This is a genomic window from Streptomyces sp. NPDC056361 (assembly GCF_042262805.1).
Lineage (GTDB): Bacteria > Actinomycetota > Actinomycetes > Streptomycetales > Streptomycetaceae > Streptomyces.
On sequence record NZ_JBHJQI010000003.1, the window covers coordinates 12,667 to 39,383 of the forward strand.

The 26,717-nt window shown below is 72.6% G+C and carries 23 protein-coding genes; 21 read left to right on the forward strand and 2 right to left on the reverse strand.

What is annotated here, in order from left to right:
- Positions 1-82 precede the first annotated feature (82 nt).
- The 16 genes from ACFCY7_RS01515 to ACFCY7_RS01590 all read left to right on the forward strand — a co-directional run bounded on the left by ACFCY7_RS01515 (position 83) and on the right by ACFCY7_RS01590 (position 18,984).
- Positions 83-1,174 carry a Gfo/Idh/MocA family protein gene (locus ACFCY7_RS01515; protein ID WP_376480416.1) on the forward strand — a complete coding sequence of 364 codons (1,092 nt, stop codon included), beginning with the start codon at positions 83-85 and terminating at the stop codon, positions 1,172-1,174.
- On the forward strand, positions 1,168-2,604 hold the full coding sequence (locus ACFCY7_RS01520; protein WP_376480417.1) for a sugar ABC transporter ATP-binding protein: 1,437 nt from the start codon (positions 1,168-1,170) through the stop codon (positions 2,602-2,604). The genes ACFCY7_RS01515 and ACFCY7_RS01520 overlap by 7 nt, the downstream gene beginning before the upstream one ends.
- On the forward strand, positions 2,601-3,593 hold the full coding sequence (locus ACFCY7_RS01525) for an ABC transporter permease (protein WP_376480418.1): 993 nt from the start codon (positions 2,601-2,603) through the stop codon (positions 3,591-3,593). Before ACFCY7_RS01520 ends, ACFCY7_RS01525 begins: the two co-directional genes overlap by 4 nt.
- Positions 3,590-4,528, forward strand: coding sequence for an ABC transporter permease (locus ACFCY7_RS01530; RefSeq protein ID WP_376480419.1), 939 nt, complete (start codon positions 3,590-3,592; stop codon positions 4,526-4,528). Before ACFCY7_RS01525 ends, ACFCY7_RS01530 begins: the two co-directional genes overlap by 4 nt.
- Before the next feature lie 10 nt (positions 4,529-4,538).
- Positions 4,539-5,750, forward strand: a complete 1,212-nt coding sequence (locus ACFCY7_RS01535; protein ID WP_376480420.1) for an ABC transporter substrate-binding protein — start codon at positions 4,539-4,541, stop codon at positions 5,748-5,750.
- On the forward strand, positions 5,751-6,584 hold the full coding sequence (locus ACFCY7_RS01540; RefSeq protein WP_376480421.1) for a sugar phosphate isomerase/epimerase family protein: 834 nt from the start codon (positions 5,751-5,753) through the stop codon (positions 6,582-6,584).
- A gap of 42 nt (positions 6,585-6,626) precedes the next feature.
- Positions 6,627-10,175: a ThuA domain-containing protein gene (locus ACFCY7_RS01545; protein WP_376480422.1), complete on the forward strand. Its 3,549-nt coding sequence runs from the start codon at positions 6,627-6,629 to the stop codon at positions 10,173-10,175.
- A 134-nt stretch (positions 10,176-10,309) separates the two neighbouring features.
- Entirely contained in the window at positions 10,310-11,341 is a 1,032-nt protein-coding gene (locus ACFCY7_RS01550) for a sugar phosphate isomerase/epimerase family protein (RefSeq protein ID WP_376480423.1), read from the forward strand.
- Entirely contained in the window at positions 11,334-12,518 is a 1,185-nt protein-coding gene (locus ACFCY7_RS01555) for an inositol-3-phosphate synthase (protein ID WP_376480424.1), read from the forward strand. Before ACFCY7_RS01550 ends, ACFCY7_RS01555 begins: the two co-directional genes overlap by 8 nt.
- Positions 12,515-13,426: an SCO3242 family prenyltransferase gene (locus ACFCY7_RS01560; protein ID WP_376480425.1), complete on the forward strand. Its 912-nt coding sequence runs from the start codon at positions 12,515-12,517 to the stop codon at positions 13,424-13,426. Before ACFCY7_RS01555 ends, ACFCY7_RS01560 begins: the two co-directional genes overlap by 4 nt.
- Positions 13,423-14,826: an EboA domain-containing protein gene (locus ACFCY7_RS01565; protein ID WP_376480426.1), complete on the forward strand. Its 1,404-nt coding sequence runs from the start codon at positions 13,423-13,425 to the stop codon at positions 14,824-14,826. Before ACFCY7_RS01560 ends, ACFCY7_RS01565 begins: the two co-directional genes overlap by 4 nt.
- Positions 14,813-15,670, forward strand: coding sequence for a TatD family hydrolase (locus ACFCY7_RS01570; RefSeq protein WP_376480427.1), 858 nt, complete (start codon positions 14,813-14,815; stop codon positions 15,668-15,670). Before ACFCY7_RS01565 ends, ACFCY7_RS01570 begins: the two co-directional genes overlap by 14 nt.
- Positions 15,670-16,884 (forward strand): metabolite traffic protein EboE, encoded by a 1,215-nt coding sequence (gene eboE / locus ACFCY7_RS01575; protein WP_376480428.1) that lies wholly within the window; start codon positions 15,670-15,672, stop codon positions 16,882-16,884. Before ACFCY7_RS01570 ends, eboE begins: the two co-directional genes overlap by 1 nt.
- Positions 16,881-18,257, forward strand: coding sequence for a nucleotide pyrophosphatase/phosphodiesterase family protein (locus ACFCY7_RS01580; RefSeq protein WP_376480429.1), 1,377 nt, complete (start codon positions 16,881-16,883; stop codon positions 18,255-18,257). The genes eboE and ACFCY7_RS01580 overlap by 4 nt, the downstream gene beginning before the upstream one ends.
- A 110-nt stretch (positions 18,258-18,367) precedes the next feature.
- Positions 18,368-18,607: a hypothetical protein gene (locus ACFCY7_RS01585; RefSeq protein WP_376480430.1), complete on the forward strand. Its 240-nt coding sequence runs from the start codon at positions 18,368-18,370 to the stop codon at positions 18,605-18,607.
- On the forward strand, positions 18,607-18,984 hold the full coding sequence (locus ACFCY7_RS01590) for a fic family toxin-antitoxin system, toxin component (protein ID WP_376480431.1): 378 nt from the start codon (positions 18,607-18,609) through the stop codon (positions 18,982-18,984). Before ACFCY7_RS01585 ends, ACFCY7_RS01590 begins: the two co-directional genes overlap by 1 nt.
- A 10-nt stretch (positions 18,985-18,994) precedes the next feature.
- Here the strand turns inward: ACFCY7_RS01590 and ACFCY7_RS01595 are convergent, their stop codons facing one another.
- Positions 18,995-20,257 carry an MFS transporter gene (locus ACFCY7_RS01595; protein ID WP_376480432.1) on the reverse strand — a complete coding sequence of 421 codons (1,263 nt, stop codon included), beginning with the start codon at positions 20,255-20,257 and terminating at the stop codon, positions 18,995-18,997.
- Between the two features lie 298 nt (positions 20,258-20,555).
- Positions 20,556-20,753 carry a hypothetical protein gene (locus tag ACFCY7_RS01600; RefSeq protein WP_376480433.1) on the reverse strand — a complete coding sequence of 66 codons (198 nt, stop codon included), beginning with the start codon at positions 20,751-20,753 and terminating at the stop codon, positions 20,556-20,558.
- 194 nt (positions 20,754-20,947) lie between these two features.
- Here ACFCY7_RS01600 and ACFCY7_RS01605 point away from each other — a divergent pair, with 194 nt between their 5' ends.
- The 5 genes from ACFCY7_RS01605 to ACFCY7_RS01625 are packed head-to-tail and all read left to right on the forward strand — an operon-like array spanning position 20,948 to position 26,451.
- The gene (locus ACFCY7_RS01605; RefSeq protein ID WP_376480434.1) at positions 20,948-22,204 is read left to right on the forward strand and encodes an ATP-grasp domain-containing protein; all 1,257 of its coding nucleotides are present in this window, start codon (positions 20,948-20,950) and stop codon (positions 22,202-22,204) included.
- Positions 22,201-23,034: a Rossmann-like domain-containing protein gene (locus tag ACFCY7_RS01610; RefSeq protein ID WP_376480435.1), complete on the forward strand. Its 834-nt coding sequence runs from the start codon at positions 22,201-22,203 to the stop codon at positions 23,032-23,034. Before ACFCY7_RS01605 ends, ACFCY7_RS01610 begins: the two co-directional genes overlap by 4 nt.
- Positions 23,031-24,140, forward strand: a complete 1,110-nt coding sequence (locus ACFCY7_RS01615; protein WP_376480436.1) for a PLP-dependent cysteine synthase family protein — start codon at positions 23,031-23,033, stop codon at positions 24,138-24,140. The genes ACFCY7_RS01610 and ACFCY7_RS01615 overlap by 4 nt, the downstream gene beginning before the upstream one ends.
- The gene (locus ACFCY7_RS01620) at positions 24,137-25,195 is read left to right on the forward strand and encodes a mandelate racemase/muconate lactonizing enzyme family protein (RefSeq protein WP_376480437.1); all 1,059 of its coding nucleotides are present in this window, start codon (positions 24,137-24,139) and stop codon (positions 25,193-25,195) included. Before ACFCY7_RS01615 ends, ACFCY7_RS01620 begins: the two co-directional genes overlap by 4 nt.
- Entirely contained in the window at positions 25,192-26,451 is a 1,260-nt protein-coding gene (locus tag ACFCY7_RS01625) for an MFS transporter (protein WP_376480438.1), read from the forward strand. Before ACFCY7_RS01620 ends, ACFCY7_RS01625 begins: the two co-directional genes overlap by 4 nt.
- Positions 26,452-26,717: the final 266 nt, after the last annotated feature.

The window sequence follows — 26,717 nt, forward strand, 5'->3', positions numbered from 1 at the left end:
CGGCTGATCGAACTCCACTAATCATAACTCTCGGCGTACTTATGGTTGACGTCCGTAATAAGTCATCTCTAGGATCCGAAACATGCTCGATATACGACGACAATCGGCGGAAGTCAGGGTGGGGATCGTCGGAACTGGCTTCATCGGCCGGATCCACGCCCGAGCCGCGCGACAGGCAGGCGCCCGCTTGGTGGGCGTCGCGGGAGCGGACCTGGCGAACGCCACGGAGGGCGCCGAGGCGCTCGGTGCCGAGAAGGCCTTCGAGTCGGTCACGGAACTGATCACTTCCGGCCTGATCGACGTCCTGCACGTCTGCACCCCCAACCACCTGCACGCCCCCATCGCCCTCGAAGCGATGGACGCGGGCCTGGCCGTGATCTGCGAGAAGCCGCTCGCAACCGAGGCCCCCACCGCCCGGATGATGGCCGAACGGGCCAAGGAGACCGGGGTGTTGGCCGCCGTCCCCTTCGTCTACCGATTCCATCCGATGGTCAGGGAGGCCAGGGAGCGGCTGACCGCACTCGGGCGCGTCAGCCTCATCCAGGGCAGCTACCTCCAGGACTGGCTGCTGGAATCGACCGACGACAACTGGCGGGTGGACCCCAAGCAGGGCGGCCCCGGCCGCACGATCGGCGACATCGGCTCGCACTGGTTCGACCTCGTCGAGTTCGTGACGGGGGACCGGATCGCCAAGCTCTGCGCGCAGACCTCCGTGGTCGTGCCGGAGCGCATGGGCGGCGGACCGGTCCTCACCGAAGACCTCGCCACCGTGCAGTTCGCCACCGCCTCCGGAGCCCTCGGCTCGGTGGCCGTCAGCCAGGTCGCCGCCGGCCGCAAGAACCGCCTCTTCCTGGAGATCTCCGCCGCCTCCGGAAGCCTCGCCTTCGACCAGGAGAACCCCGAGCGGCTGTGGCTCGGCGGCCGGAGCGGCTCCGAGGCCCTCGTCCGCGACCCGCTGAGCCTGTCCGAGGCCGCCCGACGCTACTCACCGCTGCCCGCCGGACACCCGCAGGGCTTCCACGACTGCTTCGACGCCTTCGTCGCGGACGCCTACGCCGCACTCCAGGGGGACGACCGCGAAGGGCTCCCCACCTTCGAGGACGGCGCCCGCGCCGCCCGGCTCACGGACGCCGCACTCCGGTCCGCGCGGGACGGGGGGTGGGTCGCGTGCTGACCATGACCGGCATCGGCAAGAGCTTCCCCGGTGCCCGGGTCCTGACGGACGTCGACCTCGACGTGGAGCGCGGCGAGGTGCATGCCCTCATCGGCGAGAACGGCGCCGGGAAGTCGACGCTGATGAAGATCCTCGCCGGCGTCCACACCCCCGACGAGGGGACGATCGCCCTCGACGGCCGCACCGTCTCCTTCAAGCACCCCACCGACGCCCAGCGCGCCGGCGTCGCGATCATCTACCAGGAGCTCACCCTCCTCCCCGAGCGGACCGTCGCCGAGAACGTCTTCCTCGGCCGTGAGCCGAAGCGGCTCGGACTCGTCGACAGGGCCGCGATGGAGACGGCCACCGCCGCGCTCCTCGACGAGCTCGGCGAGGCCTCCTTCGGCCCGCGCGACCTCGTGCGCCGCCTGTCCGTGGCCCAGCAGCAGGTGGTCGAGATCGTCAAGGCGCTCTCGGTCGACGCCCGCATCGTCGTCATGGACGAGCCGACGGCCGCCCTGGCCGAGAGCGAGGTCGAGCTGCTGTACCGGCTGGTCCGCCGGCTCAGCGAGCGCGGCGTCGCCGTCCTCTACATCTCGCACCGACTGCGTGAGATCTTCGAACTCGCCGACCGCGTCACCGTTCTCAAGGACGGTGCCAAGGTCACCACCCTCCCGATCCAGGAGCTCACCACCGCCGGACTCGTCCGGCTGATGGTCGGCCGCGAGCTCACCGAGTACTACCCGGCCCGCGCGACGCGCCCCGCAGGGGACGTGCTGCTCTCGGTACGAGGCGGCGGCAACGCCGTCCTCGACGGGATCGACCTGGAACTGCGGGCGGGGGAGATCGTCGGCCTGGCCGGACTGCAGGGCGCCGGCCGCACCGAACTCGCCAAAGCACTCTTCGGCGCAGAGCCCTTCACCCGCGGCGAGATGACGCCGAAGCGCCCCGGCTCGGTCCGGGACGGCATCGCCGCGGGCATCGGCCTCGTCACCGAGGACCGCAAGTCCGAAGGCCTCGCCCTGCACCAGTCGGTACGCGACAACGCCCTCCTCGTGGCCCGCGCCCGCGGCGGACGCGTCGGGACGAGCGTCCTCGACCTCCTGAAGCGGGTGCGCCTCGCCCCGCCGAGCCCCGAGAAGGAGGTCCGGTACCTCTCCGGCGGGAACCAGCAGAAGGTCGTCCTCGCCAAGTGGCTGACGGTGGCCCCGAACGTCCTCCTGTTCGACGAACCCACCCGCGGCGTCGACGTCGGCGCGAAGGCCGCCATCCACGAGCTCGTACGGGAACTCGCGGAGGACGGCATGGCCGTCCTCATGATCTCCTCCGAGCTCCCCGAACTCATCGGCATGAGCGACCGCATCGTCGTCCTGAGGGACGGACGCATCGCAGGTCACCTGCCCGCAGACTCCTCGGAGGAAGCCGTGATGCACCTGGCGGCCGGATCATGACCCAGCAGCTCGGAACCGCCCTCCCCGCGAGAGGACCCGCCCTGCGCGGCTTCGCCGCGGACAGCCCCGCCAGGCCCGTCTTCATGGCCCTGGGCGTCATGCTCATCCTCGGATGGGCCCTGTTCGCCTTCGACGGGGGACAGTTCTTCGACGAGAGCAACATCGTCGGGATCCAGCAGCGCTCCGCCGCCCTCGGCATCGTCGCCGTCGGCCAGACCCTCGCGATCCTCGCCGGCTCGCTGGACCTGTCCGTCGCCTTCCTGATGAGCCTGAGCTCCCTCGTCGCCGCCGAGACGATGGCCCAGTACGGCGTGCTGCCCGCGATCGGCGCCGTCCTCGCCGTCAGCGCGCTGACCGGACTCGTCAACGGCTTCGCCATCACCACCCTGAAGGTGCACGCCTTCATCGCCACGCTCGGCGTCTCGCTCATCATCAAGGGCATCCTCGAATACCGCTACGACGGCCCCGCCGGCAAGGTGCCCGAGTCCTTCCAGCACCTCGGCTACGACCGCGTCGGACCCGTGCCCGTCTCGGCCCTCCTCTGGCTGGCCATCGCGGCGGCGGCCTGGTTCCTGCTGCGCCGCACCCCGCTCGGCTACCGCATCTACGCCGTCGGCGGCGGCCCCGAGGTGGCCCGGCTCTCCGGCGTGCGGACCGACCGCGTCATCGTCGCCACGCACGTCCTCTGCTCCCTGACCGCGGGCGCTGCCGGACTGCTCCTCGCCGCCCGGCTCGGCGCCGGCGCACCCACCGTCGGCACCGACGGAGGGTACGACCTGGAGTCCATCGCGGCCGTCGTCCTCGGCGGCACCGCCCTCGCGGGCGGCAAGGGCGGCGTCGCGGGAACCGTCGGCGGCGTCCTCCTCCTCGCCGTCCTGGACAGCGTCTTCAACCAGCTGGAGATCGACTCCTTCGCCAAGGACGTGGTGCGCGGCGTCGTCCTCGTCGCCGCCCTGGCGATCTACGCCCGCCGGAGGCTCGCGCGATGAGACGCAACCTGCCCATCCTCGGCGTCCTGGCCGTCCTGCTCGTGGCGATCGCGATCGCCAACCCCTTCTTCCTCGAACCCGAGGGCTTCCTGGCCTTCGTCAAACGGGCCGCCCCGCTGGCCATCCTCGCCGCCGGCCAGTACTTCGTCATCGTGTCCGGCGAGTTCGACCTCTCCGTGGGGTCGCTCGTCACCGCCGAAGTCGTCATCGCCGCCCGGCTCATCGACGGAGACCCCGGCGCCACCTGGCCGGTCGTCCTGCTCCTGCTCGCCTTCGGAGCCCTCATCGGCCTCGTCAACGGGCTGGTGACCACCCTGCTGAGGGTGCCGTCCTTCATCGTCACCCTGGGCATGCTCCTGATCCTGTCCGGAGCCGTGTTCCTGTGGACCGGCGGTTCCCCGCGCGGCGCACTGTCCGAGGAGTTCCGGCAGTTCGGCCGCGGCAGCCTGGGCCCGGTGCCGTGGTCGGTGCTGGTCCTCGTCGCCGCCGTCGCGGCCGTCGTCGCCCTCATGCGCTCCGACTTCGGACGCACCCTCGTCGCCGCGGGCGACAACCCGGTCGCGGCCCGCCTGTCCGGCGTGCGCGTCCTGCGCGTCAAGACGACGGCCTTCGTCCTGTCGGGCCTGTCGGCCGCCGTCTGCGCCGTCCTGCTCGGCGGATTCGCCGGCGTATCCGCCAAGGTCGGCGAGGGACTGGAGTTCCAGGCGATCACCGCGGTCGTCCTCGGCGGTGTCGCCCTCGGCGGCGGCCGCGGATCGGCCGTGGCGGCCATCGCCGGCGCCTTCACCCTCCAGGCCCTCTTCACCCTGCTCAACCTGTACGGGATCTCCGGAGCCCTCGAATTCACCGTGCAGGGACTCATCCTCGTCCTCGCCGTAGCCCTCGGGTCCGTCCGGTTCCCGCAGCGCGCCAAGTCCGCATCCACCACCGCATAGAGGAAGCATCATGCCGCACATCCACAGACGTGTTCTCGCCGCCGCCGCCGTGGCCGCACTCGTAGCGCTCACCGGCTGCTCCAGCGACCTGCCCGCGGACGGGCCCGCCTCCGGCGCTTCCGGTGCCGGGAAGGGCGCGGACGGACAGAAGAAGAAGGCCGACGAGTCCTCCTTCTTCGTGCAGGCCGACTACGAGGCCCAGCTCGCCATGCGGACCAAGCAGCCCACCGGCCCGGCGGACAAGCCGTGGGAGCAGGCCATCGACCCGCAGCCGGTGGACACGGCCAAGTACAAGAAGGCCGGCCCGTACCACCTGTGCTTCTCCAACGCGGCCACCAACAACCCCTGGCGCCAGGTGGGCTGGAAGACCATGCAGGCCGAGGTCGCCCAGCACAAGGAGATCGCCGACTTCACCGTCCTGGACGCCGAAGGCAAGGACGACAAGCAGATCTCCGACATCGCCGAGCTCACGGCCAAGGGCTGTGACGCGCTGATCGTCTCGCCCAACACCACCGCCACCCTCACCCCCGCGGTCAAGGGCGCCTGTCCGAAGGTGCCGGTCATCGTCTTCGACCGCGGCGTCGGAACGGACTGCCCGGTCACCTTCATCAAGCCGATCGGCGGCTACGCCTTCGGCGCCGACGGCGCGGAGTTCCTCACCCGCAAGGTCAAGCCCGGCGGAAAGATCCTCGCGCTGCGCATCCTGCCCGGCGTCGACGTCCTGGAGACCCGCTGGTCCGCCGCCCAGAAGACCTTCGAGAAGAGCGAACTCGACGTCATCGGCGTGGAGTTCACCGACGGCGACGCCGCCAAGACCAAGAGCATCGTCACCAACTACATCCAGCGCCACGGCAAGATCGACGGCCTCTGGCTGGACTCCGGTGCCACGTCCGTCGCCGCCGTCGAGGCCTTCGAGGACGCCGGCCTGCCCGTCCCGCCCCTCAACGGCGAGGACCAGCAGGACTTCCTGCAGAAGTGGAAGGACGCGAAGCTCACGGCCATCGCCCCGACCTACCCGACCTACCAGTGGCGCACCCCGGTCATCGCCGCGCTGAAGATCCTCAAGGGCGAGAGCGTGCCGAAGGTCTGGAACCTGCCCCAGCCCGCCATCACCGAGGAGAACCTGGACACCTACCTCAAGCCCGGCATGCCGCCGCTGCACTACGCCCTCTGCGGCTGCGAGAAGATGGACGGCTACCCGCAGAAGTGGGGCGGCAAGTAGATGCCCGCGATAGGCGTCAACACCTGGGTCTGGGACTCGCCGTCGACCGACGCCTCGCTCGCCTGGCTCGTCCCCCGGATCGCCGACTGGGGATTCGACACGGTCGAGCTCCCGGTCGAGCACCCGGGCGACTGGTCCCCCGACCTCACCGCCGAACTCCTGCACCGGCACGGACTGGGCGCCTCCGTCGTCCTCGTCATGCCCCCCGGCCGGGAACTGGTCGCAGCCCCGCCCGAGACCGTCCGCGACACCCAGGACTACCTGCGGCACTGCGTGGACGTCGCCGCGGCCGTCGGCTCGCCGACGATCTGCGGCCCCGCCTACGCCTCCGTGGGGCGTACCTGGTCACTGGACGCGGAGGAGCGGCGCTCGGTCCTCGCCGAACTGCGCGAGAACCTCAAGCCCGTCGTGGCGTACGCGGGGGAGCGCGGGGTGCGCCTCGGCGTCGAACCGCTCAACCGCTACGAGACCAGCCTGCTCAACACCGTCGAGCAGGCCCTCGACGCCCTCCCCGACGAGTGCGGCCTCGCACTCGACACGTACCACCTGAACATCGAGGAAAGGAGCCCCGCCCAGGCGATCCGCGACGCGGGTTCCCGGATCGCCCTCATCCAGGTGTGCGGCACGGACCGAGGCGCCCCCGGCGCCGACCACTTCGACTGGACCGCGTTCGCCGCGGCGGTCGAGGACGCCGACTACACCGGCCCGCTGGTCATCGAGTCCTTCACACCGGACAACACGACCATCGCCACGGCCGCGTCCATCTGGCGCCCGCTCGCGGCGAGCCAGGACGAACTGGCCACGAGCGGACTCGCGTTCCTCCGCACCATGTGACCTCTCTCCGTCACCTTTTCGCCATCCCCAAGGAGAACCCCCATGTCACGACCATGGGTGAAGCGCGGCCTTGCCGCGCTCACCGTATCCCTGCTGGGTCTCACCACCCTGCAGGCCGCACCCGTCCTCGCCCACGAAGGACACACGGCCGACTCCGAGTTCAAGGTCCTCCTCTTCACCAAGACGGCGCCCGGCGCCTACCGGCACACCTCCATGGACGCGGCCATCCAGGCCTTCCAGGAGCTCGGCGCCGCCAACGGCATCCAGGTGGACCAGAGCGACGACGCGAACGTCTTCAGCACCACCGGCCTCAGCACCTACGACGCCGTGGTCATGGTCCAGTCCTCGGGCATGGTCTGGGACACCGCCGCCCAGCGCGCCGCCGCCCAGGAATTCGTGCGCGGCGGCCACGGCATCGTGGCGCTGCACAACGCCACGGACATGAACATCGAGACCGAGTTCCCCTGGTGGGACGAGGTCGTCATGGCCGGCGCGCACATGACCGCGCACTCCAGCATCGTGCAGGGCACGGCCAAGGTGGCCGACAAGGTGCACCCGTCCACCGTCGGCCTTCCGGACCGCTGGCAGCGGGTCGAGGAGTGGTACAACTTCGACAAGAACGCGCGCGGTGACGTGCACGTCCTGGTCACGGCGGACGAGACCACCTACGACGCCGGCGGCGCCAAGATGGGTGCCGACCACCCGATCTCCTGGTGCCGCAACGCCGAGGGCGGCAAGGTCTGGGCCACCGCCATGGGCCACGAGACGTCCTCCTACTCGGAGCCGCTGTTCCGCCAGCACCTCCTGGGCGGCCTCAAGTGGGCGGCGGGCGCCGCGGAAGGCGACTGCGGCGGCACCGTCTCCCAGCGCTACCAGAAGGTGACGCTGGACGGCGCCCCCGACCAGCCCATGCAGCTCGACGTGGCCCCCGACGGCAAGGTGTTCTACATCTCGCGCGCCGGCACGGTGAACGTGATCCACACCCACGACGAGGCGCCCGAGACGCACGTCGCCGGCGTGCTGAACGTCTACAACGATGGCGAGGACGGCGGCATCGGCCTGGCCCTGGACCCGAACTTCGCCACCAACCGGTGGATCTACATCAACCACTCGCCCGCCGGCACCGCCGAGATCAACCGGGTCACCCGGTTCACGGTCAACGCCGACGACACGCTCGACATGGCCAGCGCGCAGACCGTGATCGAGGTCCCGGCCTACCGTGGCGCACACGAGCCCGGCCACACCGGCGGCTACCTCCACTTCGGACCCGGCGGCAACCTCTACATCGGCGTCGGCGACGACACCAACCCGTTCGAATCCGACGACCGCACGCCCATCGACGAGCGGCCGGGCCGCGAGAAGTTCGACGCCCAGCGCACGTCCGCCAACACCAACGACCTGCGCGGCAAGATCCTGCGCATCCACCCCGAGGCCGCCGGCGGCTACACCATCCCCGCCGGCAACATGTTCGCGCCCGGCACCGCCCTGACCCGGCCCGAGATCTACGCGATGGGCTTCCGCAACACCTTCCGCTTCTCCGTCGATCCGGAGACCGGCTGGATCTCCGCCGCCGACTACGGGCCCGACGCGAAGGACGTGGACCCGAACCGCGGCCCCGAGGGCACCGTCGAGTGGAACCTGATCAAGGAGCCGGGAAACTACGGCTGGCCGTACTGCGTGGGTGAGAACCTCGCGTTCAACGACTACAACTTCGCCACCGGGGTGTCCGGCGCGAAGTTCAACTGCGCGGCGCCGGTCAACAACTCGCCGAACAACACCGGCCTGACCAACCTCCCGGCCGCCAAGGCCTCGACGGTCTGGTACGACTTCTACGAGCCCCCCTCGGAGTTCCCCGAGATCGACGCCGGCGGCGGCGCGGCCCCGATGAGCGGCCCGTTCTACCACTACGACGCGGCCAGCACCTCCGAGCGCAAGTTCCCGAAGTACTACGACAAGACGCCGTTCTTCTACGAGTGGAGCCGCAACTTCATCAAGGAGTTCCGCCTCGACGCGGCGGGCGACCTCCTGAAGATCAACCCCTTCGTCGCCGACCTCGGTCTGCGCGCGCCGATCGACATGAAGTTCGGCCCGGACGGCGCGATGTACGTCGCCGAATGGGGCCTCGGCTTCGGGCACACCAACACCGACGACGGCATCTACCGGATCGACTACGTCGCCGGCAACCGCACCCCGCTGGCCAAGGCGACGGCCACCCCCGACTCCGGCCAGGCTCCGCTGCCGGTGACCTTCTCCTCGGACGGCTCGTCCGACCCGGACGCCGGCGACGTGCTCACCTACACGTGGGACTTCGGCGACGGCTCGACGGGCACCGGCCCGAGCCCCTCGCACACCTACACCGCCAACGGCACCTACTCGGCCAAGCTGACGGTCACCGACGGCGGCGGCAAGACGGGCACCGTGAGCGTGCCGATCATCGTCGGCAACACCCGCCCCGCGGTCACCTTCACCAACCCCGCCAACGGCCGGGTCATGGAGTTCGGCGACAGCATCCCCTACCAGGTCAACGTGGTCGACCCGGAGGACGGCGCCGTCGACTGCTCCAGGGTCAGGGTGACCGTGGCGCTCGGCCACGACAGCCACAGCCACGACACCGGCCAGCTCACCGGCTGCTCCGGCACCATCCCCACGGGTTCCTCAGGCCACGACGCCACCGCCAACACCTCCCTGGTCCTGTCGGCCGAATACACCGACAACGCCGGACTGAAGGGCGGCACCACGGTAGTACTCCAGCCCCGCCACAAGCAGGCCGAGTACTACACCGGCCAGTCCGGGATCCGGGTCGTCGATCAGGGCGGCGCCGAGAACGGCAAGCGCATCGGCGACATCTCCAACGACGACTGGATCTCGTTCAAGCCCCTGAACCTGACCGGAGTCGAGTCCGTCACCTTCCGGGTCTCGGCCCCCTCCAACACGGGCGGCTCCATAGAACTCCGGTCCGGCTCGCCGACCGGTACCCTCCTCGCCACCAGCCCCGTCCCGTCCACCGGCGGATGGGACAACTACGTCAACCTCGACCCCGTCGCGGTCACCGCACCCAGCGGCACCCAGACGGTGTACGCGGTCTTCAAGGCCCCGACCGCGGACTCCTTCGACCTGGACGCGATGACCTTCAACGCCCCGGGGACGGGCTGGACCCCTCCGCAGAGCGGCAACAAGTACACCGTGACGAGCGCCCACAGCGCCAAGCGCGTGGACGTGCGGAACGGGTCGACCGCCGACGGCGCGGCCGTCATCCAGTGGACCGCGAACGGCGGCACCAACCAGCAGTGGCAGCTGACCGACGCGGGTAACGGCGCCTACACCCTCACCGCGCAGCACAGCAACAAGTGCCTGGACCTGGCGTCGAAGACCGCCGCCAACGTCCAGCAGTGGACGTGCGTCGCCGGTGCGTCGGACCAGAAGTGGAAGCTCGTGTCGGCCGGCCTGGGCTACTACCGGATCGTCTCGGTCCTCAGCAACAAGTGCCTGAACATCCCGCAGGCCTCCACCGCGGACGACGTCCAGTTGGTCCAGTCGACCTGCTCCACGACCGCGGCCAGCCAGAAGTGGAGGTTCGGCCAGGTCGGCTGAGCCTCCCGCAAGCACCCGGTGTCCGCCCGCACCTGACCGCGGGCGGGCACCGGGCCCCGGTGGGGCGGGGGACCCGTCCCTCCCGCCCCACCACACCCCCCGCACTCGCACTCGCCATCAGAGGTGGACCCGCCATGACACGTCCGATCACCCTCTTCACCGGGCAGTGGGCCGACCTGCCCTTCGAGGAGGTCTGCCGGCTCGCCGCGCAATGGGGCTACGACGGCCTCGAAATCGCCTGCTGGGGCGACCACTTCGAAGTCGACCGCGCACTCGACGACCCCGACTACGTACGCCGGAAAAGAGAGGTCCTCGACCGGCACGGACTGGGGGTGTGGGCGATCTCCAACCACCTCGTCGGCCAGGCCGTCTGCGACGACCCCATCGACGAGCGCCACCGGGCCATCCTGCCGGCCCGCCTGTGGTCGGATGACCCGGAGACGGTGCGCCGCAACGCCGCGCGCGAGATGGCGGCCACCGCGAGGGCCGCGGCGCTCCTCGGGGTCGACACCGTCGTCGGGTTCACCGGCTCCGCGATCTGGCACACCGTCGCGATGTTCCCGCCCGCGACCCCCGGCATGACCGAAGCCGGCTACCGCGACTTCGCCGACCGGTGGAACCCCATCCTCGACGTCTTCGAGGAGCAGGGGGTCCGGTTCGCGCTCGAAGTCCACCCGAGCGAGATCGCCTACGACTACTGGACCACCCGGAAGACCCTCGACGCCATCGGGCACCGGCCCTCCTTCGGCCTGAACTGGGATCCGTCCCACATGGTCTGGCAGGACATCGACCCCGCCGACTTCATCCTGGACTTCGCGGACCGGATCTACCACGTGGACTGCAAGGACACCCGCGTCCGCGTCGGTGACGGCCGTCGCGGCCGCCTCTCCTCCCACCTGCCCTGGGGCGACCCGCGCCGGGGCTGGGACTTCGTCTCGACGGGGCGGGGGGACGTGCCCTGGGAGGACTGCTTCCGGGCGCTCAACGCCATCGGCTACGAGGGCCCGGTGTCCATCGAATGGGAGGACGCCGGGATGGACCGCCTGGACGGCGCCGCCGAAGCCGTCGGGTTCATCCGCCGCCTCGCCGAGACGAGGCCCTCCACCGCGTCCTTCGACGCCGCGTTCGCCACCCCGGCCCGGAAGCGAGGAACCGGACATGAGTGACACCCCCACGTGTGAGAACGGCCGGACCGGCGTCTGGTTCGTCGGTGCCCGCGGTTCGGTGGCGACGACGGCCGTCGTCGGCGCCGCCGCGGTCGGAGCGGGACTGGTCCCGCCCGTCGGCATGGTCGCCGAACTGGACGACTTCGCGGACGCCGGACTGCCGCCGGTCGACGGGCTGGTCTTCGGCGGCCACGACGTGACCGACACGCCCCTGCCCAAGCGCGCCGAGCAGCTCGCCGCCGCCGGAGTGTTCCCGCCGTCCCTCCTCCACGGCGTCGAGGCGGCGCTCCGAGCCGCCGACCGGGAGATCCGCCCCGGAGCCCGTACCGCCCCGGACCGACCCCAGCGGGCCGCGGCCGAGGCGCTGACCGGGGACATCGCCTCGTTCCGCGACCGCCACGGGCTCGACCAGGTCGTGGTCGTCAACGTCTCCTCCACCGAGCCGCCGGCGGTCGTCCACCCCGCCCACGACAGCCTCCCCGCCCTCGAAGCGGCCCTGGCGCAGGCCCCGGACGTCCTCCCCGCCAGCTCGCTGTACGCGTACGCGGCCCTGCGCGCCGACTGCGGATACGTGGACTTCACCCCCTCGCCCGGCATCCGCGTCCCCGCCCTGCGGGAACTCGCCGAGCTGCGCGGGCTGCCCTACGCGGGCAGCGACGGGAAGACCGGCGAGACCCTGGTGCGTACGGCCCTCGGGCCGATGTTCGCCCACCGCGGACTGCGCGTGCGGTCCTGGTCGGGCACCAACCTGCTCGGCGGCGGGGACGGAGCGACCCTCGCCGACCCCGAGGCCGCGCTCAGCAAGAACACCTCCAAGCGCAGCGGCCTGACGGCCCTCCTCGGCGACCGGGTGGAAGGCCTGACCCACATCGACTACGTGCCGAGCATGGGCGAGGTGAAGACGGCGTGGGACCACATCGCGTTCGAAGGGTTCCTCGGCACGCCCATGAGCCTCCAGTTCACCTGGCAGGGCGTCGACTCGGCACTCGCCGCGCCCCTCGTCCTCGACCTGGCCCGCTTCCTGGCCCGCGCCCGCGACACCGGCGCCACCGGGCCGCAGGAACAGCTCTCCTTCTTCTTCAAGGACCCCGTCCGCGCGAACGGTTCACCGGCCGAGCACCGCCTGGTCACCCAGTTCGAGGCACTCCGGACCTGGTACGCGGGAGACGGGCGATGACGGGGACCGCCGCCGGCGCCAGGACCGGCGCCGCGCTCGTGACCAGGGCCCGGACCGCGCTGGAGCTCGTGCGGGCCCCGGCAGCGCTCACCGTGCTCGGCGACACCCTCGCGGGTGCCGCGGCGAGCGGCCGGCCCGTCACCGCGGGACGGCGGGCGCGGCTGGCGCTCGCCTCCACCTGCCTGTACTGGGCGGGCATGGCGCTCAACGACTACGCGGACCGGGAGGTGGACGCCGAGGAACGCCCGCACCGCCCCGTGCCCTCCGGCCGGATCAGCCCCCGCGCCGCCCTCGCCACCGCCACCGCGCTCACCGGCGCGGGTCTCGCCGCCGCGGCGGCCGACGGCCGGGACAGCCTGGCCGTCGCCGTCCCCCTGGCGGCCACCGTCTGGGCCTACGACCTGTCCCTGAAGAACACGCCGTACGGGCCCGCCGCGATGGCCGCCGCACGGGGCCTCGACGTCCTGATGGGCGCGGGAGCCCGGGGGGCGCGGCACGCCCTCGCCCCGGCGGCCCTCCTCGCCGGGCACACGTACGCGGTCACGGCGGTGAGCCGCAAGGAGACCCTCGGCGCCGGCGCCTCCCTGCCGGCCGCCGCGCTCGCGGCCACCGCCACGGTCGGCCTGCTCGCCGCCGCGCTGACGCCGGCGACCGCCCGGCGCGCCCACCGGGCCACGTCGACCGCGCTCCTCGGCGGCTACGTCCTCGCGGCCGGCTCCGCCCAGCTGACCGCGACCGTCCGCCCCGACGCCACCCGCCTGCGGCGCGTGGTGGGCGCCGGGATCCACGCCATGATCCCGCTGCAGGCGGCCCTGGCCGTGCGCGGCGGCTCCGTCCGCGCCGCGCTCCCGCTCCTCGCCGCCTACCCGCTGGCCAAGAGACTGTCCCGGAAGGTGTCCCCGACATGACCGCACTGCGCTTCGGCTACGGCACCAACGGGCTGGGCGACCACCGTCTCGACGAGGCACTGGAGGTGATCGCCGGTCTGGGATACAGCGGAGTGGCCCTCACCCTGGACCGCGGCCACCTCGACCCGTACAGCGCGGGCCTGAGCCGTCGGCTCGCCAGGACCAGGCGCAGGCTGACCGCCCTCGGCCTCGGCGTCGTGGTGGAGACCGGCGGCCGCTACGTCCTCGACCCCTGGCGCAAGCACGCCCCCACCCTGCTCGACAGCGAACCGGAGGGACGCGCGCGCCGGCTCGGCTTCCTGCGGCGGGCCGTCGGGATCGCCGCCGACCTGGAGGCCGAGGCGGTCTCCTTCTGGAGCGGCGTGCCCGAACCCGGCATGAACCACGACGAGGCCTTCAAGCACCTCCAGGAGGGATGCGCCACGGTCGTCGAGACCGCCGGACTCGTCGGCGTCCGGCTCGGATTCGAACCGGAGCCGGGCATGCTGGTCGCGGACCTGGACGGCTACGAGCGCCTGCGCCACGCCCTCGGGAACCCGGAGGCCTTCGGCCTGACCCTCGACATCGGGCACTGCCAGTGCCTGGAACCCTTCCCGCCGGACGAGTGCGTACGGCGGGCGGCGCCCTGGCTGGTCAACGTCCAGATCGAGGACATGCGCCGCGGCGTCCACGAGCACCTGGAGTTCGGCGAGGGCGAGATCGACTTCCCTCCCGTCCTGGCCGCGCTGGCCGAGGCCGGCTACCGGGGCCTGGTGTCCGTCGAGCTGCCCCGCCACGGACACAGCGGCCCGGCGACCGCCGCCCGGTCGCTCGACGCCCTCCGAGCCGCCTCCGCGCGGCCCTGGACGACAGAGGCGATCCAGCGCGTGAAGGCCGATCCGACCGCCCTGAGCACGCTGTTCCCCCTCGCGGCCCGCCACGCGGGCGCCGACGCGGGGCAGGCCGTCCGCGCCCAGCTGCTGCAGGCCCTGCCCGGCTCCGCGCCGGAGCGGGCGGCGGCGCTGGAGGAGCTGTACGGGCGGGGGGACACGGCCGAGCGCCTCGCCGTGCTGCGCGCCCTGCCGCTCCTCGACCGGGACGGAGCGGTCGGCGCCGCGGCGCTGCCCCTGATCGCCGACGCCCTGCGGACCAACGACGTCCGCATCGTCACGGCCGCCGTCGGCCCGTACACCGCCCGGCACCTCGATCAGCCCGCCTGGCGGCAGGCCGTCCTGAAGTGCGTCTTCATGGGCGTTCCGCTGGACGCCGTCGCGGGTCTCGCGAGGCGGACGGACCCCGAACTCGTCCGCATGTTCCACGCCTTCGCCGCCGAGCGGCTCGCCGCCGGCCGACCCGTCCCCGACGACCTGCTGACCCAGCTCGACCTCCACGACACGGAAGAGCGACATGCGCATCTTTGACCCCCACATCCACATGACCTCCCGCACCACCGACGACTACCGCGCCATGCATGCCGCCGGCGTCCGGGCCCTCGTCGAACCCGCGTTCTGGCTCGGCCAGCCGCGCACCTCTCCCGGCAGCTTCCGCGACTACTTCGACGCCCTCCTCGGCTGGGAGCCCTACCGCGCCGCCCAGTACGGCATCCGGCACTACTGCGCCCTCGCGCTCAACCCCAAGGAGGCCAACGACCCCCGCTGCCTGCCGGTCCTCGACGACCTGCCGAGATACCTCGTCAAGGACAACGTCGTCGCCGTCGGGGAGATCGGCTTCGACGCGATGACCGACGCGGAGGAGCACGCCTTCACCCGGCAGCTCGCCCTCGCCCGCGAACACGGCCTGCCCGCCCTCGTGCACACCCCGCACCGCGACAAGGCCGTCGGCACCGCCCGCACGCTGGACCTCGTCCGCGCCGACGGCATCGACCCCGCCCTCGTCGCGGTCGACCACCTCAACGAGGTCACCGCGCCGCTCGTCGCCGCGTCCGGATGCTGGATGGGCTTCTCCGTCTACCCCGACACCAAGATGGACCCGGACCGCATGGTCGCCCTCCTCAAGGAGCACGGCACCCGCCGCGTCCTGGTCAACTCGGCGGCAGACTGGGGCCACAGCGACCCGCTGCGCACCCACGCGACCGCCCTCGCCATGCTCGCCGCCGGCTTCACCGAGGACGACGTGGACCAGGTCCTGTGGCGCAATCCGGTCGAGTTCTACGGCCAGAGCGGCCGGCTCGTCCTGGACGACGCCGAACGCCCCGCGGAGGAAGACCTGTTCGCCGGGAACTCGATCCGCAGGGGCGGCAGCTGATGCGCCTGCGCCATCCCGGCGGCGAGCTCGTCCACCTCGGCTACTGCACCAACGTCCATCCGGCCGAGGACCTGGACGGCATCCTCGCCCAACTCGACTCCTACGCCCTGCCCGTACGCGAGCGCCTCGACGAACCCGTCCTGGGCATCGGCCTCTGGCTCGCCCACCAGGTGGCGGCCGCCCTGGCCGCCGACCCCGGCCTGACGCTCGGACTGCGGCGCGAACTCACCGCACGCGGCCTGGAGGTCGTCACCCTCAACGGCTTCCCGTACGAGGGCTTCCACCGACCCGTCGTCAAGCACGCCGTCTACCGCCCGGACTGGACGTCCCCGGAACGGCGCCGCTACACCGCGAACCTGGCACACGTGCTCGCCGGCCTGCTCCCCGACGACGTGGGGGAGGGCACGATCTCCACCCTCCCCTTCGGATGGCGCGCCGACTGGCAACCGCACCACCTCCGCCGGGTGGGCCGGCAGATCCGGCTCCTCGGCTACGAACTCGCCGAGCTGCGCCGGCGGACCGGCCGGACCGTCCGGATCGCCTTCGAGCCGGAACCGGGCTGCCTCGTCGAGACCACCGCGGACGCGGTGCGGTACCTGTCGGACCTCGACCCCCGCCACTTCGGCCTCTGCCTGGACATCTGCCACCTCGCCGTGGCCTTCGAGACACCGCGGGAAGCCCTCGACCGGCTGGCCCGCGCCGGGATCCCCGTGCTCAAGGCGCAGATCTCCTGCGCCCTGCACGCGGACGACCCGGCGGACGACGCCACGCGCGCCGCCCTCGCGGCCTTCGCCGAACCCCGCTTCCTCCACCAGACACGCCGGCAGGGGCCGCCCGCCACCGGCACGGACGACGTGCCGGAAGCACTCACCGGACCGACGGCCCTCCCCACCGGCAACCCCTGGCGCACCCACTTCCACATCCCCGTCCACGCCGACCCGGCGCCCCCGCTGACATCGACCCGGCCCGTCCTGCGGAGCGCGCTGTCCGCGCTGCTCCGCACCGACCACCCCGTCACACGGCACCTCGAGACCGAGACGTACACCTGGTCGGTGCTGCCCGAACCGCCCCAGGACACCGACGGTCTCGCCGCGGGCATCGCCGCCGAACTCGCCTGGACACGAAGCGAGTTGCTCGACCTCGGGCTCTCCCGTCCCGGGGTGGGACGGCCCGAGCGGGAGCACGCCGCCCAACCCGACAGGAGCGCCCGATGAGCGTCGTCGTCCTGAACATCGTGGGTCTCACGCCGCGGGCCCTCGCCGACATGCCCCACCTGCGGTCCGCCGCCGCCCAGGGCTTCACCGCGGGACTGGACACGGTCCTCCCCGCGGTCACCTGCTCGGTCCAGTCCACCTTCCTGACCGGCACCCTCCCCACCGACCACGGCATCGTCGGAAACGGCTGGTACGACCGCGACATGGGCGAAGTCGCCTTCTGGCGGCAGCACCACGCCCTCGTCCGGGGCGAGAAGGTCTGGCAGACGGCCCGCCGCACCCGCCCCGGCCTCAAGGTCGCCAACATCTGCTGGTGGTACGCCATGGGGGCCGACGTCGACATCACCGTCACCCCGCGGCCCGTCTACCACTACGACGGACGCAAGTCCCCCGACTGCTACACCGTCCCGGCCGAACTGCGCGACTCCCTCACCGCCGAGCTCGGACCCTTCCCCCTCTTCGACTACTGGGGCCCCAAGGCCGGCATCGCCTCCTCCCGGTGGATCATCGACGCCACCCGGCGCGTCCTCGCCGACCACGATCCGGACCTCACCCTCGTGTACGTCCCCCACCTCGACTACGACCTCCAGCGACACGGCCCGAACTCCCCGCAGGCGCGCACCGCCGCACGCGAACTCGACGACGCCCTGGCCCCCCTCCTCGCCGCCCTGGCCGCGCGCGGAAGCACCGTGGTGGCCCTGAGCGAGTACGGCATCACCGAGGTGCGGCGCCCCGTCGACATCAACCGCGCCCTGCGCCGCGAGGGCCTCCTGAACGTGTACACCCAGCAGGGCATGGAGTACCTCGACCCCTGGACCTCCCGCGCCTTCGCGACCCCCGACCACCAGATCGCCCACGTGTACGTCGCCGACCCCGCGGACCTGCCCCGGGTGCGGGACCTGCTGCTCGCCACCGAGGGCGTCGAGCAGGTCCTCGACGAGGACGAGCAGCTGAAGGCCGGGCTGGGCCACCCCCGCGCCGGCGAGCTCGTCGCGCTCGCCTCCGCCGACAGCTGGTTCACCTACTACTACTGGCTCGACGACGAGCGGGCCCCGGACTTCGCCCGCGGGGTGGAGATCCACCGCAAACCCGGCTACGACCCTGCCGAGCTCTTCTTCGACCCCGCCGACCCCATGGTCATGGCCAAGGCCGCCCTGACCCTGGCCAAGGTGAAGCTCGGCATCCGGACCGCCGTCTCCGTCGTGCCCACCGACCCCTCCTGCGTCAAGGGCAGCCACGGCCGCCTGCCGGACGACCCCGCCGACGGCCCCGTCCTGCTCTGCTCCCGCCCCACCCGCGCCCGCGACCGCTTCCACGCCACCGAGATCAAGGAGTTCCTGCTGTCCTGCCTGGACGACGCGGCCGCGACCTGACCTCGCGCTCCCCACTCCGCACCGCACCCCGCAGCCCCCTGCGCCGACCCGGGGCGCGGTGTGCCACCGAAGCCTGTACCCATGTGGTAACGACTGTTACCATGCGGGGTATGGCGAAGACACAGCTGGGTGCGCGCGTGGACGAGGATGTCGCGGAGCTCGCGCGGAAGCGGGCGGCCGACCTGGGGCTGAGCGTCGGGGACTACCTGGCGCGGCTGGTGCAGGACGACGCCAGCGGCCTGCGCGCCCGAGCGGTGGACGCGGCCGCCCGCTTCCTCGCCGAACACCAGGGGGTCTTCGACGAGGCCGAACACGGCGAGCCGATGCCCGGGGGAGAGCGCGCGGCCTGATGGAACTGCACATCGACGTTCCCTGGATCCTGCAGGTCGCCGAGATCGCCGGGGCGAACGACCCGTCTCCCGACGACTACGGCGTCCCGGTCTCGGCTGTCGCACGCCATCGCGCCGAACTGTTCGAGCACCCCATATACGAAGGGCCCTACGCCAAAGCCGCCGCCCTGGTGCACACCCTCGCCCGGTGCCGCTGGCTGGAGCGCTCCAACCTCGCCGTCGCCGCCGCGACCGGGGTCATGTACCTCGAAGCCGCCGGGATCCGCGTCAAACCGGCCCGCCAGGACGTCCTGGCCCTGAAGGACCTGCTCCTCAGCCCCGCCTGCACGGCCGGGAGGATCGCCACCCTGCTGCGGTCCTGGCCCACCGTCACCTGACGCGGCTCCGTCAGGGCCGCGCGCGCTCTCCGGACGGCTCCGGCGCCACGGAGTCGGCCGGTGCGGTCGCCGTCCTGTCGCGCCGCTCCACGGCGATCGCCACGAGCCCCGCGGCCAGTGACACCAGGCCGCCGGCGACGAATCCCCAGCGGACCCCCCAGCGGTCGGCGAGCCATCCCACGAGCAGTGCGCCGAGCGGCGTCGATCCCTGGAGGATCAGCGTGTACAGGGCCAGGACCCGGCCGCGCAGCTCGGGCGGGACGCCGAGCTGGACCCGGTGGTTGGCGGCCTGCGCGAAGTAGATCGACGCCCCACCGGTGAGGAAGAGCAGCGCCATCGAGGGTCCGTAGGACGACACCACGCCCACGGCGGCCTCCAGCACGCCGAAGCCGACGGCGGCCCCCGCCACGAGCCGGGCCGACGGGCGGCCCCGCCGCACGGTCGTCATCATCGCCGCGAGCAGTGATCCCGCCGCGAACACGGCGGTCACCACGCCGAACGTCGAGGCACCGGCGTGGTGCACCTGCGCCGCCAGGAGCGGCAGGGTCAACTGGAAGTTCAGACCGAACAGGCCCACCACCGCGACCAGCACCAGCGGCACCACCAGATCGAACCGGCCCGCCGCCTTCAGTCCGTCCACCACCCGCACCCGGTCGCCGCGCTGCCGCGCCCGCCCGGCGCCGCCCCGCATCAGGCGCAGCGCGACGACGGTGGCCGCGTAGCTGGCCGCGTTCACCAGCATCACCCAGCCGACACCGGCCACCGAGATGAACAGCCCCGAGAGCGCCGGGCCGACGACCCGGGCGACATTGAAGTACGCGGCGCTGAGCGCCGAGGCGTTGGGCAGCAGCTCCGATCCCACGAGCTCGCCGACGAAGGCCATCCGCGCCGGCACCTCGACCGAATTCACCACGCCCAGGGCGCACGCGAACACGTACACGTGCCAGAGGCGGACCCCGCCCGCGAGGACCAGCACCGCGAGCATCAGGGCGAGCGCGCACGACACCACGTTCGCGACCGTCAGCAGGGCCCGTTTGTCGTAGCGGTCCGCGAGCCGCCCTCCGTACAGCGTGAGCAGCAGCAGGGGTGCGAACTGCAGCGCCGTCACCGTACCCAGGGCGCTCGCCGACCCGCCGGTCAGGCCGAGGACGAGCCAGTCCTGCGCGACGACCATCATCCACGTGCCGGCCACCGACACGATCTGGCCGAGCACGAACAACCGGAAGTCCCGCACGCGCAGCGCACGGAAGACCTCGCCGAAGCCACCGTTCACGATTCCGGCTCCGCGGCGGAGCCACCCGTGGCGGGCCGCTCCTCCAGGAGCGTTCCGGTCCCGGCGGGCGTGCACCGCCGCCCGCGAACCCGCGCGCTCCCGCCCCCGCCGCAACGACAGCTCACCGTGCCCGCCTCCCAGCTCGACCTCGGCGCCACCACGGACCGGCCGACGCGGAATGTACCCGGAGGCTACCGACCGAAGGTCGGGTCCTGGTCGAGTCGGTCGGTTCGGGCGAGTCGGCGCGAGCTCGGCGGCCGGGGCGTTCGGTGCCGCGGGGCGGTGCCGCGGGGGCGCTTCAGGCCGTCGCCGAGGGGTCGATGGTCGAGGGGGCGTCCTGCGGCGGGTGGTGTCCCGCACGCCGTGCGTTCAGCGCGGCCTTCGCCGCGGTGGCCTCGCGTTCGATCTGCTCCGTGAGCAGGCGTATCCGTGCTGCTCGCTCCGCACCGGTCAAGCCCGTGAGGCCCAGCCTGGCGTCGCGTTCCTCCTGTGACATCGCGTCCTTCCTCTCCTGGGGAGGGGTTCATCGTCGCGGGTGCGCATCCGGTTGTGAAGGATCTTCAACGACCCCCTAGATGACAATGAAAACGATTATCGATAAGGTCCCCTGAGTCAAGCGAGCGCGACGCCCTGCCCGGCGCCGCTCCATGACCGTTTCGCACCTCAACCACGCCGTGAAAAGGGGAAGTCGTGGCTCATCTGTTGATGGTCGAGAGCTGGGTCGGGTCCATGAGCAGGCTGCTGCCGAGGGCCATGCGCGAGGGAGGACACGAGTTCACCTTCCTGACCCGCGACCTGCACCACTACCTGCGCTCCGCGCCCGAGGGCACCGCGCACCCGCTCCTCGGAGCCCGTCATGTGCTCACCGCGGAGACCAACGACGGCGAGGCGCTGCTGCCGTTCGTCGAGCGAGCCCACGAGGTCCTGCGCTTCGACGGGGTGGTCACCTCCTGCGACTACTACCTGCGGACGGCCGCCGGGATCGCGGGCCGCCTGGGACTGCCCGGCCCCACGCCCGAGGCGGTCGGGAACGCGTGCCGCAAGGACGCGACGCGCAGGGTGCTGGCCGAAGCGGGCCTTCCGGGACCGAGGTTCGCCGTGTGCGCGGACTGGGCCGAGGCCGCAGCCGCCGCGCACCACATCGGCTATCCGCTCGTGCTCAAGCCCGTGGACCTGTGCGCCGGCATGTTCGTGCGCCGCGCCGACGACGAGGCGGCGCTCGCGGAGGCGTACCGGGCGCTCGCCGCGTTCCCCGTCAACGCCCGCGGACAGCGCCGCGAACCGGTGGTGCTGCTCGAAGAGTTCCTCGAAGGACCGGAGGTGAGCGTCGAGACCGTGTCGCACGACGGGGCCGTGCACGTCGTCGGCGTCACCGACAAGAGCGTCGGGGGAGCTCCCGCGTTCGTCGAGACCGGCCACATGTTCCCCGCCGCGCTGGATCCGGCGGACGCCGAAGGGGTCGGGGAGACCGCGCGCCGGGCGCTGAAGGCACTGGGCCTCGACGGGGTCGTCGCGCACACCGAGATCAAGCTGACGGCCGGCGGGCCCCGCGTCGTCGAGGTCAACCCGCGGCCCGCCGGCAACCGCATCACCGAGCTCGTGCGCCATGTCACCGGCGTCGACCTCGCCGCCGCCTGCGTGGACGTCGCGCTCGGCAGGGAACCGGACCTGCGCCGCCGCGCCACCGGGCTGACCAGCGCAGCGATCGGGTTCCTCGTACCGGACGAGGACGGCGTGCTCGAGGCCGTCGACGGCGCCGACGCGGTCCGCGCCGCGGACGACCTGCTGGAACTCCGGCTCGCCGACCCCGGCAAGGCCGTCAAGGCCGCCGGCAGCAACAACGAGTACCTCGGCCACGTCATGGCCGGTGACGCCCGGGGCACGGCCGCCCGGGACCGCGTCGCCGCCCTGCTCGCCCAGCTCGGCCCCCGGGTGGTGACCCGATGACCGCACCCACCGAGACGCCCGCCGTCGCCTCCTCGTACGACGACCTCGTCGAGCGCGTCCTGACCGGCGGATACGGCCCCGACCCCCGCACACGGCGCGTCTCGGTGGCCTTCACCACCCGGCAGGCGGTACGGCACGCAGGGCGCGGCTCCGGCTACCGGAACGAGGTGCTGAGCCTGCGCCTCGCCGAAGCGGTGGGATCCTGCGCGGTCGAGCCGGGCGAGCTGCCCGACGGCGCCGTCGAGGACTGCGTCGGCACCGACATCGCCCGGCTCCTGGAGCACGACGCGGCACCGGTCCGGGTCGCCGCCCTCGACGCGTACCTCGCCCACGTCCTGCCGCACGGCCCGGAGAACGGCGCACGGCCCTGCCCGCTGCCCGGCGGCACGTCACTGGAGAAGTCCCGCGCCAGGGCCGCGGCCGTGGTGGACCTGGTCGGCGTCGCGCCCGGGGCGACCGTGCTCGTCGTGGGCGTGGTCAACTCCCTGCTCGAAGCCCTGCGGGCGCGCGGCCTGGCGTACATCCCCTGCGACCTCAAGGGCGGGACGACCGAATGGGGCGAGCCCGTGCGCACCGACGCCCTGGCGGAACTGGAGCGCTGCGACGCCGTCCTGGCCTCCGGGATGACCCTCGGCAACGGCAGCTTCGAGCCGCTGCGCCGGAGCGCGCGGCGCCACGGCGTCCCGCTGGTGATGTTCGCGCAGACCGGCAGCGCGGTCCTGCCGCGGCTGATCGGCTCCGGTGTCACCGCGGTGTCCGCGGAGCCGTACCCCTTCTTCTGGCTCGACGGCGGTCCCGGGACCGTGCACCGCTACGGAGGCACCCTGTGACCACGGCCGTCCTCGGCTCCTCGCGCCGCACCGCGGGCAACCGGGAGCTCCTCGCCCTGCTGGGCCGTACACCGCTCGCCCGCGTGACCGTCGACCTGCCGTGCCCCCAACCCGGCTTCTGGGCCAAGCTCGAAGGGCACGGCGTCGGCGGGATGAAGGCGCGCGCCGCCGTCTCCATGCTCCTGGGAGCGGAGGAGCGCGGCGAACTGCTCCCCGGCGCACCGGTGGTGGAGTCCACCTCGGGGACCCTCGGCATCGGACTCGCCTTCGCCGGGCAGGCCCTCGGGCACCCGGTCGTGCTGGTCGGCGACGCCGAGCTGGAGCCCTCGATGCGGCGACTGCTACGCGCGCACGGCGCCCGGCTGGAACTCGTCGACCGTCCGGCGGCCGAGGGCGGCTGGCAGGCCGCCCGGCTCGCCCGGCTGCGGGAACTGCTCGCGCGGCTCCCCGACGCCTACTGGCCCGACCAGTACAACAACCCCGACAACACGGCGGGTTACGCCTCCCTGGCGGCCGAGCTCGCCACCCAGCTCGACCACCTCGACGTGCTGGTGTGCAGCGTCGGAACCGGCGGCCACAGCGCCGGGATCATCGGACCGCTGCGTCGCCACTGGCCGGACCTGCGGCTCGTCGGCGTCGACGCCACCGGCTCCACCATCTTCGGCCAGCCCGCCAGGCCCCGCGTCATGCGCGGCCTCGGCAGCAGCATCCATCCGCGCAACGTCGCCTACGACGCCTTCGACGAGGTCCACTGGGTCGGCCCCGCCGAAGCCGCCGGCGCCTGCCGCAGACTGGCCCGCTCCGCCTTCGTCAGCGGCGGCTGGAGCACCGGCGCCGTCGCCCTCGTCGCCGCCTGGGCCGCCCGCGTCCACCCCGGAGCGGTCGTCGCCACCGTCTTCCCCGACGGCCCGCAGCGCTACCTCGGCAGCGTCTTCGACGACGACTTCACCACCGCCCACGGCATCGACCCCGCCACCGCCGCCACCCGTCCCGTCGAGATCCCGCACCCCCGGGCCGTCGAGGCCACCGGCTGGGCCCGCTGCCGCACCGTCACCGATCCGCTCCGGACCCGAACGACCGCCACCACCCCGGAAGAGACCCCGTGAAGTCCCGCCGGCGCACCGTACGGCTCGCACTCACCGAGCCGCTGCGCATCTCCCGCTCCACCATGGCCGCCCGCGAGGCCGTCTGGCTGACCGTCGAGCACGACGGGCAGCACGGCCACGGAGAGGCCGTCACCAGCGTGTACTACGGGCTCGACGCCGACACCCTGGGACGGCTGCTCCACGAGGAATCCCGCCGGCTCGCCGGCTTCCCCGACCCCGAGACCGCCCTGGAAGCCCTCCGGGACGACACGCGCCGGGCCGACACCCCACCCGCCGTGACCGCGGCCGTCGAGTCCGCGCTGCTCGACCTCGTCGGCAAACGCGCGGACGTCCCGGTCCACCGGCTGCTCGGCACCCAGGGGGCCCCGCCCCGCGCCACGACCGCCCGCACGGTCGGCATCACCGCACCGGAGCGGGCCGGGGCGCTGGCGGCCCGCCTCGTACGCGACGGATTCACCGTCCTCAAGCTCAAGGCCGGCACCCCCGACCCGGGCGACGACCTGGCCCGCGTCCGGGCCGTCCGCGCCGCCGCGCCCCACGCCCGGCTGCTCCTCGACCCGAACGGGGCCTGGACCGCACAGGAAGCGGAGCGCCTGATCCCGCACTTCGCGGAACTGGGGGTCGAGGCCGTCGAGCAGCCCCTCGCCCCCGGCGACCCCGAGGCGCTGGCGAAGCTCGCGGAGCGCTCACCGCTCCCCGTCGTCGCCGACGAGGACGCGGTCGACTTCGAGGACGCCCGCCGCCTCGCCGGACGCGTCCAGGGCATCAACGTGAAGTTGGCCAAGTGCGGCGGCGTCGGCCCCGCGCTCCGCATCGCCGAACTGCTGGCCGGCACCGGAACCGAGCTGATGCTCGGCTGCCTGACCGCGAGCACCCTCGGCATCGCCCCCGCCGTCCACCTCGCCGACCGTGCCCGCTGGGTCGACCTCGACGGCCACCTGCTGCTCGCCGACGACCCCTGGACGGGCATCGGCGGAACCGACGGCACCGTACGGGCGAGCCGGCACCCGGGCCTGGGCGTCCACGAACGCGCCGGCGGGGAGGCCCGCACGTGAGGACATGGCACGAGATACGCGGCTTCCCGACGGCCGTCCTGCTGCTGCTCGTCAACCAGCTCGGCGTCAACACCGGCTTCTACCTGCTCGTCCCCCACCTCGCCCTGCACCTCACCGAGGACCTGGGGATGTCGGCCGTCGTCGTCGGCATCGTCCTCGGCGTGCGCAACCTCAGCCAGCAAGGACTGTTCCTCATCGGCGGGACGGCGTCCGACCGGCTCGGGGCCCGCGGCGTCATCATCGCCGGATGCGCCCTGCGCACCGTCGGCTTCGGACTGTTCGCCCTCGGCGACGGACTGCCCGTGCTCCTCGCCGCGTCCGTGCTCAGCGGCCTGGCCGGGGCCCTCTTCAACCCGGCCGTACGGGCCTATCTCGCCCTGGAAGCGGGGGAGCGGAGGGCCGAGGCGTTCGCTCTGTTCAACGTCTTCGCCACCACGGGCGCCCTGATCGGGCCGCTGCTCGGCAGCGCCCTGCTCCTCGTCGACTTCCGCGCCGCCGCGCTCGCCGCGGCCGGGATCTTCGCCGTACTCACCGCCGCCCAGGCCCTGGTCCTCCCGGCCCGCCGGGTCGCGCCGAGCGGCAACAGCGTGCTCGGCGACTGGCGCGAGGCGGTCCGCGACCGGGGCTTCCTCGCCTTCGCCCTGGCCATGGTCGGCCTGCTCACCCTGGAGAACCAGCTGTACCTGCTGCTGCCCGACGCGGCCCGCCGGGCCACCGGCTGGGACGGCGCCGCCGGGCTCGTCTTCCTCGTCGGCACCCTCGCCAACCTCGCGCTCCAGCTGCGCCTCACCACCGCGCTCAAGAAGCGCGGACCCGGAGCGCGCTGGATCGGTGCCGGACTCGCACTGATGGGACTGTCCTTCGTCCCACCGATGGCCGCGTCGGGATACGGCGGCACCCCCGACGGCCTCGCGGACGCGGCGCCGCGCGTGCTGCTCGTCCTGACCGGCGTCCTGCTGCTCCACCTGGGAACGATGCTGGCCCAGCCCTTCGTGATGGAGCTGATCCCCTCGTTCGGCCGGACGGAGCTCACCGGCACCTACTTCGGCCTGTTCTACGCCGTCTCCGGCATCGCCGCCGCCGTCGGCAACGCCCTCGTCGGCTGGGCCATGGACACCGGCCACCGCACGAACGCCTCCTGGCTGCCCTGGGCGTGCTGCCTGGCCTTCGGCCTCGCCTCCGCCGCCGGCCTCGCCCTCCTGCACCGCCGCGGCGCCCTGCCCGCCCGTCCCGCCGCCCTCCCGGCGACCGCATGAGGACAGACCTCCTCTCCACCCCCGCCCTCGACGACTTCACCTGGCAGGGCACCGCCTACCGCTCCACCACCACCCTGTCCGTGGACAGGACGGCCCGACTGCTGCGACGCAGCCGCGTGTGGACCGTCGACGACGGCTCGCCGCCGGTCGAGCGGCACTCCGCGTGGCGCCTGCTCTTCCCCCAGGAACCGCGCCGCATCCTCACGGCCCACGGCTTCGAGGTACTCGCCCTGCACGACGGGCCGGGACCGCGCACCGATCCGCCG